This is a genomic window from Haloleucobacter albus, assembly GCF_052492075.1.
Window position 1 is genome coordinate 14740 of the sequence record NZ_JBQWAS010000019.1, and the last position, 13197, is coordinate 27936.

A 13197-nucleotide genomic window follows, 5' to 3' on the forward strand; every position below is an offset into this window, starting at 1 on the left:
GGCAACCCCGAGCAGGATGCGCCAGACGCCCAGTGCACCGAGCGCCCAAGAGAGAGCCAGAGCGCCGAAGAGCGATGCCGAAACGCACAGATCTCGAAACCATCCTCATCATTGGCGCCGGCCCGATCGTGATCGGACAGGCGTGCGAATTCGATTATTCCGGCACCCAGGCGGTGAAGGCGCTGAAGGAGGAGGGATACCGGGTCGTCCTGGTGAACTCGAACCCCGCCACCATCATGACCGACCCGGACATGGCGGACGCCACTTATATCGAGCCCATCACGGCCGAGATCGTCACCAAGATCATCGAGAAGGAGCGCGGCGACCGCTCCAGGGGCTTCGCCATTTTGCCCACCATGGGTGGCCAGACGGCGCTGAACTGCGCGCTCTCGCTCCAGAAGATGGGCACGCTGGAGAAATATGATGTCGAGATGATCGGTGCGACGGCCGAGGCAATCGACAAGGCGGAAGACCGCGAGCTGTTCCGCGAAGCCATGACCAAGATTGGTCTGGAGACGCCGAAATCCCGCCACATCAAGACGCTGGCCCAGGCGCTGGATGCGCTGGAAGAAGTGGGCCTGCCCGCCATCATCCGCCCCAGCTTCACCATGGGTGGTACCGGCGGTGGCATCGCCTACAACAAGGCCGAGTTCATCGAAATCATCGAGCGCGGCATTGATGCTTCCCCCACCAATGAAGTGCTGGTGGAAGAAAGCGTGCTGGGCTGGAAGGAGTATGAGATGGAGGTCGTCCGCGACAAGGCGGACAACTGCATCATCGTGTGCTCTATCGAGAATATTGACCCGATGGGTGTCCATACGGGTGATTCCATCACTGTCGCGCCAGCCCTGACGCTGACAGACAAGGAATACCAGATCATGCGTGACGCATCGCTTGCGGTGCTGCGCGAGATCGGCGTGGAAACCGGCGGTTCGAACGTGCAGTTCGCCGTCAACCCGGAAGATGGCCGTCTCATCGTCATCGAGATGAATCCGCGCGTGTCGCGCTCCTCTGCGCTGGCTTCCAAGGCTACGGGCTTCCCCATCGCGAAGGTGGCGGCGCGTCTGGCCGTGGGCTACACGCTGGATGAAATCGAGAACGATATTACCGGCGGTGCAACCCCGGCCTCCTTCGAGCCCACCATCGATTATGTGGTGACGAAGGTTCCCCGCTTTGCTTTCGAAAAGTTCCCCGGCGCTGATCCGGTGCTGACCACGGCCATGAAATCCGTGGGCGAGGCCATGGCCATTGGCCGCACCTTCCAGGAATCGCTCCAGAAGGCGTTGCGCTCTCTGGAAACCGGGCTCACCGGCCTCGACGATATCGAGATCGAGGGTCTGGGGCAGGGCGATGACAAGAATGCCATCCGCGCTGCACTGGGCACCCCCACGCCGGAGCGCCTGCTCTATGTGGCGCAGGCCATGCGTCTGGGGCTGACCAACGAGCAGATCCACGCGGCCTGCAAGATCGACCCGTGGTTCCTCGCGCAGATCCGCGAAATCATCGAGGCTGAGCAGAAGGTGCGCCAGTTTGGCCTGCCGCAGACGGCCGGCCAGTTCCGCCGCCTGAAAAGCATGGGCTTCTCGGACGCGCGGCTGGCCACGCTGGCTGAAACAAGCGAGGTCGGAGTGCGGGCTCTGCGCCGCAAGCTGGATGTGCATCCGGTCTACAAGCGCATTGACACCTGCGCCGCCGAGTTCGCCTCGCCTACCGCTTATATGTACTCCACCTATGAGGCGCCTTTCGCAGGCACGCCGGGGGATGAATCTCAGCCTTCCGATCGTGAGAAGGTGGTTATTCTCGGTGGTGGCCCGAACCGGATCGGCCAGGGTATCGAGTTTGATTATTGCTGCTGCCATGCGGCCTTCGCCCTCAAGGATGCGGGCTATGAGGCCATCATGGTCAACTGCAACCCGGAGACGGTTTCGACCGACTATGACACCTCCGATCGCCTCTATTTCGAGCCGCTGACGGCTGAGGATGTGCTGGAGCTGCTTGAGCGTGAGCGCACAAATGGCACACTGAAGGGCGTGATCGTGCAGTTCGGCGGGCAGACCCCGCTAAAGCTGGCGAAGGCGCTGGAAGAGGCAGATATCCCGATCCTTGGCACGTCCCCGGACGCCATTGATCTTGCGGAAGATCGTGACCGCTTCAAGCACCTGCTGGAGCGTCTGAATATCCGCCAGCCGGCCAATGGCATCGCCTATTCGGTGGAGCAGGCCCGGCTTGTGGCTTCTGATCTCGGCTTTCCCATGGTGGTGCGTCCTTCCTATGTGCTGGGCGGCCGTGCCATGCAGATCCTGCGTGATGAAAGCCAGCTCTCCGATTATCTGATGGATACGCTGCCGGGCCTTGTGCCGCAGGAGGTGAAGGCGCGCTACCCCAACGACAAGACGGGGCAGATCAACACCGTGCTGGGCAAGAACCCGCTGCTGTTCGATCGCTATCTTTCCGACGCCATCGAGGTGGACGTGGATGCGCTGTGTGATGGCAAGGATGTGTTCGTAGCCGGCATCATGGAGCATATCGAGGAGGCGGGCATCCATTCGGGTGACAGCGCCTGTTCGCTGCCGCCCTATTCGCTGAGCGATGACACCATCACCGAGTTGAAGAAGCAGACCAAGGCCATGGCCCTGGCGCTTGGTGTTGGCGGCCTCATGAATGTGCAGTACGCCATCAAGGGCGATGAGATCTATGTGCTGGAAGTGAACCCGCGCGCCTCGCGCACGGTGCCCTTCGTGGCCAAGGTGGCGGGTAAGCCCATCGCCAAGATCGCCGCTCGGGTGATGGCCGGTGAAAACCTCGACAGCTTCAAGATGAAGTGGGAGCGTCTGCACCACATCGCCATCAAGGAAGCCGTCTTCCCCTTTGCCCGCTTCCCCGGTGTGGATACGGTGCTGGGCCCGGAGATGCGTTCCACCGGCGAAGTGATGGGGCTGGATACCGATTTCGGCGAGGCTTTCGCGAAGAGCCAGCTGGGTGGCGGCACCACGGTGCCTAAATCCGGCACGGTGTTCGTCTCCCTGCGGGATGATGACAAGGAGCGCATTCTGCCCAGCATCAAGATGCTGGAAGAGCTGGGCTTCAAGGTCATCGCGACTTCCGGTACGCAGCGCTTCCTTGAGGAGCATGGCGTGGCCGCCAGCAAGATCAACAAGGTGCTTGAGGGGCGTCCGCATATTGTGGACGCCATCAAGAATGGTGACGTGCAGCTGGTGTTCAACACCACCGAAGGTGCACAGGCGCTGGCGGACAGCCGCTCTCTGCGGCGGGCCGCCCTCTTGCAGAAAGTGCCCTATTACACCACCTTGTCTGGAGCAGTTGCCGCAGCGCAGGGTATCAAGGCCTATGTCAGCGGTGATCTGAAGGTACGTGCCTTGCAGGATTACTTCCCGGCCTGAGGCGGGAACGCCTGTTCGGTGGCTCTGCCAGACGCAGGCCGGAATAAGGAGAGAGCCGGGTTCGGCTCTTGATCCGGCCCGCAATATAGTTTTGGCGCGCGGGAGCCTTTGGCCTCGCGCGCTTTCGTCATGTTCCGCCCGTTTTGCATGCGCGCCCTTTTCCAAGGGCGGCATGTCGGCAAGCTATTGCGGTGGCAGAACATGGCGTCGCGAGGTGGGCGTCGTGCCCACCCTCACGGCCGGTTCTCAGCCGCTGGGTCCTTTCTGGGTCCGGCGCGCTGAGCTTTTTTCAGGAGGTCTTGAAAGGACCCATGGAGAAGATTCCCATGACGGTCGGGGGCCATGTCGCCCTCGAACAGGAGCTGAAGCATCGCCAGCAGGTGGAGCGTCAGCGCATTATTGCCGCTATCGCCGAAGCCCGCGCCCATGGCGATCTTTCGGAAAATGCGGAATATCACGCTGCCAAAGAGCAGCAGTCCATGAATGAGGGGCGCATTGCCGAGCTGGAAGACAAGCTCTCCCGCGCGGAGATCATTGATGTCTCCAAGATGTCCGGCGATGTTGTGAAATTCGGCGCAACCGTGAACCTCGTGGATGAGGATACGGAAGAGGAGTCCGAATGGCAGATTGTGGGGGACAGCGAGGCGGACGCGAAGGCTGGTCGCATCTCCATCTCCTCGCCCATGTCACGTGCGCTGATTGGCAAGAAGACGGGCGATTCCGTTGAGGTTGTCACCCCGAAGGGGGCCCGTTCCTTCGAAATTCTGAACGTACGCTGGATCTGATACAGCGCATCTTCAGCTTCCATAGACCTCCCGCGCCAGATCAACCCAGGCGCGGGCGGCATGGGAGAGATAGGCGCCCCTGCGCCACACCAGTGCCATGTGCCATTGCGTGCCGGGTTCATCCAGCAGCACTAGTTCCACTGCGGCGGTGCGGCGCTGTTCGGCAATGGTGCGGGGTAGAAAAGCGATACCCAGCCGGGCCGCCACCAGTTCCACAATAAAATCCACTTGTCCGCTGCGCGCCGCGACATTGGGGGTGAAGCCATTGCGCTCACAGGCCGCGAGCAGAACCGGGTTCAGCGCAAAACCGCTTTCAAACAGAATGAAGGGCGAAGCCGCGAGGGCAGCAATGCCGGTTTTACTCTGGCCGGCAAGCGGGTGATCTTTCGGCATCACGACCAGCAGCGGCTCACATCGCACAGGCTGATATTCAAAATCATCGGTGGTGGGCAGCAGGGATGCGGCCATCTCCACTTCGCCCGTGAGCACGATTTCCTCCAGCTTTTTGGAGCCATGCTCCGCCAGACGAATTTCGATGCCCGGATAGCGGGCGCGATAAATGGCGAAGAGAGGTGCAAACAATGTGCTTGCACCAAGAGGTGGCAGGCCCAGACGCAGGCTGCCGGCTTTCAGTCCACGCAGATCAGCCAGTTCGGCGAGGAGGTCTTCCCGCTCCGTCAACATGCTGAGGGCGCGACGATAGACGATTTCTCCGGCAGCGGTCATCACGCTGCGATGCCCAACGCGGTCCAGTAGCGGCACGCCGAGTTCATCTTCAAGCTGTTTCACGGCCTTGGAAATGGTGGGTTGGGTGGCAAACAACAGCTTGGCGGCATTGGAAAAGCCACCTTGCCGTACCACTTCCACAAAGGCGCGCAGGGTTCTCAGTTCCATTCAATATTCCATATTGGAATGGAGTTAATTCAGTCAATTCATTTTCATTATAAGTTGGACTGGCCTATTCTGGGTTGTGTCGGCACAAGGAGGTGCCAGTCATGTCCAGTTTCATCCCATCACAGGAAACAGATGCGGCACAGAGCCGTGCGGGGCGGCATCGCAGCCCGCATCGTCTGTTTCAGCGCGCGCGTATCATGCTTCATCGCTCCAGCCTGTTGCAGATTCTGCTGTTAAGCGGCTTCTGGGCGGTGGGAGAATGCTTCGTACAGCTTGCGCATGTGCCTGTTCCGGGCGGTGTCATGGGTATGGTGGTGGTGCTGGTGCTGCTCTCTACAGGGTGGATTCGCCCGCGCGCTGTGCGGCGTGGAGCCTATTGGCTGCTTGCCGAAATGCTGCTCTTCTTCGTTCCGGCGGTGATGGCGGTAATCGACCATGGCGAATTTATTGGTGTGATGGGGCTGAAAATCGTCGCCGTCATCCTGGTGGGCACCATTCTGGTTATGGGCAGCACGGCGTTGACGGTGGAGCTGTGCCTACGGCTGGGCATGAAGAGAGAGGGGGAGCGCCATGTTGATGCATGATCCCGTTCTGGCCACCCTGTTCTGGTCCGCTGTCACCATCGGTTGCTATTATGCTGCCCGTTTCGTGCATCAGCGCGTGCGCCGGAGCTGGACATCGCCTTTGCTGACAACGCCGGTTTCTGTGGCTGTCATCGCGCTCTCGCTTCATGCGGGCTATAGCGAATATATCCGCAGCACACATTGGTTGGTGCTGATGATGGGGCCGGCCACAGTCGCCTTCGCCATCCCCATTTATGAGCAGCGCGAGATGATCCGTCGGTATTGGGCGGTGCTGCTGGTGGGGGTTCTGGTGGGCAGTACGGTGGCTATGTTCACCGCTTTCATCTTCGCGAACTGGCTGGGGCTGTCGCATATGCTTCAGGTCAGCCTTATGCCGCGTTCCACATCCACGCCATTCGCCATGTCCATTTCCAATGGTCTGGGTGGCGTGCCGGATCTGACCGCCGTGTTTGTTGTGGCGACTGGTATTTGCGGCGCGATCATGGGTGAAACCCTGCTGAAGCTGATGCCTGTGCGGACATCTCTGGCCCGTGGTGCGCTGTTCGGCATGGGTGCACATGCCGCCGGCGTGGCCAAGGCGCATCAGATGGGTGGGGAAGAAGGCTCCGTGGCCGGTCTGGTCATGGTGCTGGCCGGCCTGTTCAATGTGCTGATGGCTCCTGTTGTGGCGCAGCTTGTCTCCTGAATGATTTCTTATGTGAAACAGAAAAGGCCGGGTGGTGTTTTTCCCGGCCTTTTCTGTTTCAGTGCTGTGCATTCTCGCCCTGTCGTTGCTGCCTCAACTGTAGCGCTGGCGTGCCATTGGCTGTAGAGACAGACACTCTTGAGCCGGGCCTCGTGCGTCTGGTTCCGAAGAGGGTCAGATGCGCGCCTGTAGGTGAATGCAGAGCCGTAGAAGAAAGTTGGCGATATGTCTCAGCGTGTCCGCAAATTCATTGGCACGGTGCTCATGCTGGTGCTTGTGGTGGTGTGGGCGCTGGGGGCCATGGCCATCTCACAGGGGCGGGTGCTGGAATTGCACTGGGCCTTGCAATTGGTGTGCTTCGCGTTGCTGGGTTCGCTCTGGGTTGTGCCCGCAGCTTATCTGATCCTCTGGATGGAGCGGCCGGACAAGCGGGCCTGAGTTGGCGTAGAAGGCCGTTCTCAGGCCGCCGCCTGAGAGAGCTCAGATTTGGCGCAGCCCTCAGGCGGCTGCGCGTGTTGGCGTATCGGTGGGTTGTTTGTCAGCCTTCTGCGAGGGGCTGGCCGCTATCTCAAGCTTCTCAGCAGCCTCAAGGGTTGGCTCCGGCAGCAGATTGGCGGCGTGCGTGGTTGGTGTCGCCGCCACGGGCTCCAGTCGCAATATGGCGATGCGGTGAAAGCGCATGTCGCACAGTGCATCAAAGCTTTCCACGGCCGCAGTGGCCGGTTCATTGGCACCTTGTACGCAAACCGTCAGCGGCTTTAGCCCGGCCAGACGCGGTGCCTGCGTCAATGTTGAAATCGTGGGTGCGCAGACCACCACGATTTCATAAACCTGACGCAGCACATCCAGCAGATGCGCGAGACGGCGGGCATAGCCGGGCGGATTGCCGGAAGATGCCGGATTGCCAGCCCGAATGATATGCGCAGGCGATTCTGTATCGCGGGAAATCGCGGTGGCCAGATTGGCTTGGCCATTCAGCAGCTCACGCACACCGGGGGCCGTTGCTCCCGGTGCTTCGGCACCCTCGGCAATTTCCTCCAGAAAGACGGTGACTACACTGGCGCTCTCAGCCATGTGGCGTGCGAAGCTCAATGCGCTGCGACCGGCTTCCAGTGCTTCATCATCGGATGTGAACAGCGCAAGACGTCCGGTGGTGGTTGTGCTTTCCGCAGGGGAGAGCAAGGGCTCAAGGCGGTGGATGGCGGAGTTCAGCGCCAGCCCTTTGCCGGTGCCTTCATCCAGCCAGATGATGCGGGACGTGCCGGTGACCTCACGGGGCAGTTCATCCGGCCCGACAATACCTTGGGGCTCCGGTTCAATATTCTGTCGCCTCTGAGCAAACACCAGTGTGCCAGCAGCCAGAGCCAGAACGAGCATGGTGAGCGGAGAAGGCAGGTCTGGCATGGTGGAGTGGTTTGCAGGCTCACCTGCGCGCAGGGCCGGTAAGGGCATGTGCTGGCCATCAGCCATGCGCTGGCGTGTCTCGGAATCCAGATGCAGCATGGCGCGGGCATAGGCGCTGGCCGCGCGCCGGGACAAGGAGGGGCCCGGAGCCGCGACAGTCAGTTCCAGTGCCCGGCCGCCCTGAATGGGCTCAACCTGAAGGGCGGCGCGCAAGAGCCGGGCGGCCTCTGTCCGCTCTTCCGGGCTCACATCCCGTGCAGGGCTGAAATAGGCCAGATTGCCGGAAACAAGGTGCTGAATATCTGCATCCGAAAGCTGGCGCACGGCCTCCATGGAGAGCTCCCGAGAGGCGAGAAGCTGGGCCGTGCCATTTACAATGGCTGCTGGAGGCTGGGTTGCGAGTTCAAATTCCAGCTGTGATGTTCCCTCAAAGCGCAGGGGCAGGAAGCTGAGGGCAGAGGCAAGGGCAAGGGCGGCCCATGGGGTCCAGCGGGCATTCACAAGGCGCTGGCCAAGCTGAACCATAGGTGCGGTGGTGGCCAGAAGGATGCCGGATATGTGGCGCAGAACAGCTTCACCGGCGCGACGTGTGCCGGAGAGGGGCGAGCGCGTCTTTTCGCGCGCGGTTGCTGTGATGGGGGCCATGTTTCGCCCTCCTTGCCTGTGGCGCGGCCATCATGCCGCCTTCAGGCTTCAGGAAACTCCAAACATGGTTGAAAGAGCGTTAACGCGCTGGAGCCGGCACGGTGTGGGCGGGGCTCCCTGTAGGGAAGGCCCTCGCCACACCGCACCGAAAACATTTTAGCGATCTTCCCACTGCGGTGCGCGCTTTGAGAGAACGGCAGAGATGCCTTCATCCGCATCGCGTGCGAGCATGTTGTCGGTCATCACCTGGGAGGCGTAGCGATAGGCGTCGTCCAGTCCCATTTCGGCCTGGGTGTAGAAGGTGGCCTTGCCCAGCTTCACCGGGACCTGAGAGCGGGCGGCAATATGGCGGGCCAGCTGCTGCGCCACGGCAAGGGCGGAGCCCTTTTCCACCACGCGATTCACCAGACCCATGCGGGCGGCATCTTCCGCAAGAACCCATTCGCCCAACAGCAGCATTTCCATGGCGTGCTTGCGGGCGACATTGCGGGTGAGCGCCACCATGGGGGTGTGGCAGAACAGGCCGATATTGACACCCGGCGTGCAGAAGCGGGCATCCGCCCCCGCCACGGCCAGATCCGCACTGGCCACGAGCTGGCAGCCGGCTGCGGTGGCCATGCCTTCCACTGCGGTGATAACGGGTTGCGGCAGCCGCACAATGGCGGTCATCAGGGCCGAGCAGCGCTTCAGCACTTCTTCAAAATAGGTCCGGCCCCGGTCCTCATCGGATCTGTGGCTCTGGATTTCCTTCAGATCATGCCCGGAGGAGAAAACCGGCCCTTCCGCCGTCAGCACCACGGCGCGGACATTGCTGTCTTCAGCAATTCTGGCCAGCGTTTCGGAGAGGGAGGCCATCATGGCTTCAGAAAGGCTGTTGCGCCGCTCTGGCCGGGCCAGGGTGAGGGTGGCGATGCCTTCCTGAATATCACATGTCACGCAGGGCGGCTGATGCTCGGACGGGGCAGGGCTGCTCTCGGGGCTGCTCATGGGGCTCCTCACGGATTTTGTCGATTATGGTGCGGCTGAAAAACGGGCGGACAATGGCTGAGAGCCGGATGGCCGACCGGAAGTAGCTAGGCACAGATGGCTTGCTACTGGCAAGTAGAATTGAGCGGATGAAGAAAGGCGTCAGATTGTTCTGTTTCGTTCCGGTTCTCCATGCAGACACAACGCTTAAAGGCGGAGCTCAAAGTTGCGGATTTTTCTGACAGAGTGATTTGCTGCGTTCCCTGATGAAGGTTTGCAGGGTAGAAGCGAGCGCCAAATGAAAGACCGATGTGAAGCTTGATGATTGATATTCCAACCGTCGTCCTGTGGAACGGTGTGGCGCTGGCGCTGATTGGCGCGCTTTTCCTGCTTTACTGGGCTTGGCAGACCCGTGCGGCAGACCAGCTTTGGTGGTGTCTGCCGTTTCTGTTCGGGGTTCTGGCGGCCATCACGGTGGTGACGCCTCCGTCTTTGCCCGTATTGACGGGGAAGGGCGGGACGGTGCTGTGCATGATGCTGGCCTATGGCACCTTGTGGCAGGCTTCACGCGCATTCTATCGTCGCCGGAGCGTTTTGTGGCAGGTTCTGGCTGTGGTGGCGGCTTGGGTGGTGGCCTCTATCACGCTGCAATATGCGGGGGGGCCTGCCTATGCGGATATTCTGCTGCGGGGCGTTATCATTGCGCTGTTCAACATACTGGCGGCCCGTGAGTTCTGGCGTAACAGGGCGAAAGAAGAGTTGCCATCCCGCAAGGCTATCGTCGCCATTCTGGGGGCGAATGCGCTGTTTCAGGCCTTTAGCCATCTTTTTGCACCCCTGTTGCCGGCTCCCCTTGGGTTGGGCGACACGACAATTTGGGCGGTGGTGACTTATAATCTGGTGGTGTTGTTCATCGCGCTTTCAGTCACCATGCTGGTGATCTCGCTCTCGCGGGAGAAAGAGGCGGAGGAATATCTCCAGCTTGCCATTCATGATCCGCTCACCGGCCTGCTGAACCGGCTGACCTTCGATGAACATATGGCCGAGAAGGAAGGTGATGAGCGCCTGCCTTTCGCGCTGATCGTCATTGATATCGACTATTTCAAGCGCATCAACGATGACTATGGCCATCATGTTGGCGATGCGGTGATTGTACAGGCCGCACGCACGATTGAGCGCGGCGTGCGGCAAAGCGACAAGGTGTATCGCTTTGGCGGCGAGGAGTTCGTGTGCATGTTGCCGGGCGTGGGGTTGGAGACAGCGCAGCGCGTGGCCGAACGTATCCGAAAGTCCTTCGATGAAACCCTGACCCTTGTGCCGGAGGGAGAGGTGCATGCCACCATTTCGGTTGGTGTTGCGGCCTGCACGAATGGAGAGCGCAGCCCCTCCACTGTGCTGAACGATGCCGATGCGGCGCTCTATATGGCCAAGCGGCGGGGGCGGAATCGGGTGGAGGTGGCAACGGCGTCCTTCATGCCAGCCTGAATACTGAGAGGGGGCGTTCTCTCATTTGGGGGGCAGGAATGAGGCATGAGGGGGCATATTTCAGAGCGAAGGCAGAGAAAACCTGCTCTTAGAGGGTCATTTTCGATGGTAATATAAAACCATTTTTTCAACATATTGATTTCATTGAATAATTACAGCGTCATTGTCATTGACGATGACGGGTTGCTCCAGTACAAGCCCCTTCCATCGCCGGCTCGGTTGTGAGGACTGTGCCCATCGGCTTTTCCGGTGGGCGGTGTCCTTATTGCCTTTTCCGGCCTCTCAATCGGAAACGATCCCATGAAGACCTATTCGGCCAAACCCGCCGAAATCGAGAAGAAGTGGGTGGTGATCGATGCCAGCGGCCTCGTTGTGGGTCGCCTCGCCTCCATCATCGCCATGCGCCTGAAGGGCAAGCATCTGCCCATCTACACCCCTCACGTTGATTGCGGTGACAATGTCATCGTCGTGAATGCGGAGAAGGCGGTGTTCACCGGTCGCAAGTACGATCAGAAGGTGTACTACCACCACACCGGCTATGCGGGCGGCATCAAGGAACGCTCCGCGAAGTTCATCCTCGAGGGGCGTTTCCCCGAGCGTGTGATCGAAAAGGCCGTAGAGCGCATGCTTGCGCGTGGTCCGCTCGGTCGCCAGATCATGGGCAACCTGCGTGTCTATAAGGGTGCCGAGCACCCCCACGAGGCGCAGCAGCCGACCGTGCTCGACGTGGCTGCCCTCAACCGCAAGAATGTGAGGAACTGATATGGCCGAAGTTCTCCAGTCCCTCGACGCTCTTGCCGAGGTGAAGGTTTCCACCGAGGAAGCCGCTCCGGTGCACGTCCAGAAGCTCGACAAGTATGGTCGCGCCTACGCCACCGGCAAGCGTAAGGATGCTGTGGCCCGCGTGTGGGTGCGCCCCGGCTCTGGCAAGATCACCGTGAACGGCCGTGAGCTGGACGTGTATTTCGCCCGTCCCGTGCTGCGCCTCATCGTGAACCAGCCCTTCCAGGTGGCTGCTCGTGATGGCCAGTATGATGTGGTGTGCACGGTTTCCGGCGGTGGCCTTTCCGGCCAGGCCGGTGCGATTCGCCACGGCCTTTCCCGCGCGCTCTCCTTCTATGAGCCCGAGCTGCGCAGCCCGCTGAAGAAGGCCGGCTTCCTGACTCGTGACAGCCGTGTGGTTGAACGTAAGAAGTATGGCCGGGCCAAGGCCCGTCGTTCGTTCCAGTTCTCCAAGCGCTGATACGAACGCTTTTTTCAAAGTTACAAAACGGCGGGGTTTCCCCGCCGTTTTTTTATGCCTGCGAGAGGGTGGACATATTGCGGTGCGCGGACATTAAAAAAGCCTCCCGGTTTGAATGCCGGGAGGCTTTTTGCATCAGAAGCTGGGCAGAGACCCGTAGCCGGGCAGGGGGTTCCAGCTGCCATTCACTGTCGGGTCACCGGGCGGACCGGATTGGTAACCGGCATCAAACTGCGGCGGGAAAGCATAGTTCATGCTTTTATCATTGCCGATGGCGACATTCGGATTCACGGCTGGGCCGGGCCCCGGGTCCAGATAATTGCCTTGGGGAATCACCGGCAGCTGGATGGTTCCCGGCGTGATGACGACGTGCGGACGCGAATTCTGCGCGAGGCCCGCGCTGGAGAAGAGGCTGAAGCCCGCCACCAGAAGGGCCGCGCCATAGCGGGCAGATCCGGCTGGAATGATATGCATGAGATGCCTCGCACTGAGTTTGGAGCAATACACGCCCATGGCGTCTTGAAGCATGTTCCGCTCAAGGTGTGAAGGGTTTTGCCGGGAATGGTGTGTGCCAAATTCGGAAGTGCGGCTTGCGGGACGCACTGTCCACATGGGTGGTGTTGATTGTGCTGTGGCTTCTGAGGGTTGGGTGGAGCTGTGCGCAGCTCCCAGCCCTTTATGGAAGAGTTCCAGGTTATATTGTTATATCTTGCGTATTCATCTCTACATTAGAAGGGCTCAAGCTCTTCTGTGTCTTGAATATATTCCCTGTACATCATATGACTCTTCTGCGTTACATGTATATATTTTGAATTTCTCTAAAAACCTCAAAACTTGTCCGGGTCTTTGAGAGCCGCCAAATGTGCTTTGGAGTTGTTGCGATATGACACAGCAGGAGCAGCGCCCTGCTCTCGGAGACGTGGGAGGACAGGGGCATGTTGAAAGGGCTGAAGAAGGCCGGGGCAGCCGTACTATCCCCATGGTGAATGCCCGGCTCGATAGCCGGGATCTGTTCGCAACCAGCAGACTCATCACCATTGCCCATGGTGAGCAGACATATCAATTGCGGCTGACGGCTCAGAACAAGCTGATCCTCACCAAGTAA

General features: G+C 60.1%; 13 protein-coding genes. 9 read left to right on the plus strand and 4 right to left on the minus strand.

The features are described from left to right. Positions 1 to 74: 74 nt before the first annotated feature. Both carB and greA read left to right on the plus strand, forming a co-directional pair. Entirely contained in the window at positions 75 to 3401 is a 3327-nt protein-coding gene (gene carB, locus ACT6QH_RS03455) for a carbamoyl-phosphate synthase large subunit (RefSeq protein WP_444973422.1), read from the plus strand. Positions 3402 to 3712: 311 nt separating this feature from the next. Then, on the plus strand, positions 3713 to 4186 hold the full coding sequence (gene greA, locus ACT6QH_RS03460; RefSeq protein ID WP_444973423.1) for a transcription elongation factor GreA: 474 nt from the start codon (positions 3713 to 3715) through the stop codon (positions 4184 to 4186). A 12-nt stretch (positions 4187 to 4198) separates the two neighbouring features. On the opposite strand, the gene ACT6QH_RS03465 is transcribed toward greA, so the two are convergent. Further along, positions 4199 to 5080, minus strand: a complete 882-nt coding sequence (locus ACT6QH_RS03465) for a LysR family transcriptional regulator (protein ID WP_444973424.1) — start codon at positions 5078 to 5080, stop codon at positions 4199 to 4201. Positions 5081 to 5181: 101 nt separating this feature from the next. On the opposite strand from ACT6QH_RS03465, the gene ACT6QH_RS03470 reads away from it, so the two are divergent. The 3 genes from ACT6QH_RS03470 to ACT6QH_RS03480 all read left to right on the plus strand — a co-directional run bounded on the left by ACT6QH_RS03470 (position 5182) and on the right by ACT6QH_RS03480 (position 6787). Next, positions 5182 to 5664, plus strand: coding sequence for a CidA/LrgA family protein (locus ACT6QH_RS03470; protein WP_444973425.1), 483 nt, complete (start codon positions 5182 to 5184; stop codon positions 5662 to 5664). Further along, entirely contained in the window at positions 5651 to 6349 is a 699-nt protein-coding gene (locus ACT6QH_RS03475) for an LrgB family protein (RefSeq protein WP_444973426.1), read from the plus strand. The genes ACT6QH_RS03470 and ACT6QH_RS03475 overlap by 14 nt, the downstream gene beginning before the upstream one ends. Before the next feature lie 225 nt (positions 6350 to 6574). Next, positions 6575 to 6787, plus strand: a complete 213-nt coding sequence (locus ACT6QH_RS03480; RefSeq protein WP_444973427.1) for a DUF2842 domain-containing protein — start codon at positions 6575 to 6577, stop codon at positions 6785 to 6787. Positions 6788 to 6847: 60 nt separating this feature from the next. Here ACT6QH_RS03480 and ACT6QH_RS03485 read toward each other — a convergent pair whose 3' ends face one another. After that, positions 6848 to 8398 carry a P-loop NTPase family protein gene (locus ACT6QH_RS03485; protein ID WP_444973428.1) on the minus strand — a complete coding sequence of 517 codons (1551 nt, stop codon included), beginning with the start codon at positions 8396 to 8398 and terminating at the stop codon, positions 6848 to 6850. A gap of 156 nt (positions 8399 to 8554) precedes the next feature. Continuing rightward, positions 8555 to 9385 (minus strand): enoyl-CoA hydratase, encoded by an 831-nt coding sequence (locus tag ACT6QH_RS03490; RefSeq protein ID WP_444973429.1) that lies wholly within the window; start codon positions 9383 to 9385, stop codon positions 8555 to 8557. 300 nt (positions 9386 to 9685) lie between these two features. On the opposite strand from ACT6QH_RS03490, the gene ACT6QH_RS03495 reads away from it, so the two are divergent. From ACT6QH_RS03495 to rpsI, 3 genes are all read left to right on the plus strand, one after another. Next, positions 9686 to 10849, plus strand: coding sequence for a GGDEF domain-containing protein (locus ACT6QH_RS03495; RefSeq protein WP_444973430.1), 1164 nt, complete (start codon positions 9686 to 9688; stop codon positions 10847 to 10849). A gap of 300 nt (positions 10850 to 11149) precedes the next feature. Next, positions 11150 to 11611, plus strand: coding sequence for a 50S ribosomal protein L13 (rplM, locus tag ACT6QH_RS03500; protein WP_444973431.1), 462 nt, complete (start codon positions 11150 to 11152; stop codon positions 11609 to 11611). A 1-nt stretch (position 11612) separates the two neighbouring features. After that, on the plus strand, positions 11613 to 12092 hold the full coding sequence (gene rpsI, locus ACT6QH_RS03505) for a 30S ribosomal protein S9 (protein ID WP_444973432.1): 480 nt from the start codon (positions 11613 to 11615) through the stop codon (positions 12090 to 12092). 135 nt (positions 12093 to 12227) lie between these two features. Here the strand turns inward: rpsI and ACT6QH_RS03510 are convergent, their stop codons facing one another. Beyond that, complete coding sequence (locus ACT6QH_RS03510) at positions 12228 to 12566, minus strand: hypothetical protein (RefSeq protein WP_444973433.1); 339 nt, start codon at positions 12564 to 12566, stop codon at positions 12228 to 12230. Between the two features lie 409 nt (positions 12567 to 12975). On the opposite strand from ACT6QH_RS03510, the gene ACT6QH_RS03515 reads away from it, so the two are divergent. Next, the gene (locus ACT6QH_RS03515) at positions 12976 to 13197 is read left to right on the plus strand and encodes a hemin uptake protein HemP (protein WP_444973434.1); all 222 of its coding nucleotides are present in this window, start codon (positions 12976 to 12978) and stop codon (positions 13195 to 13197) included.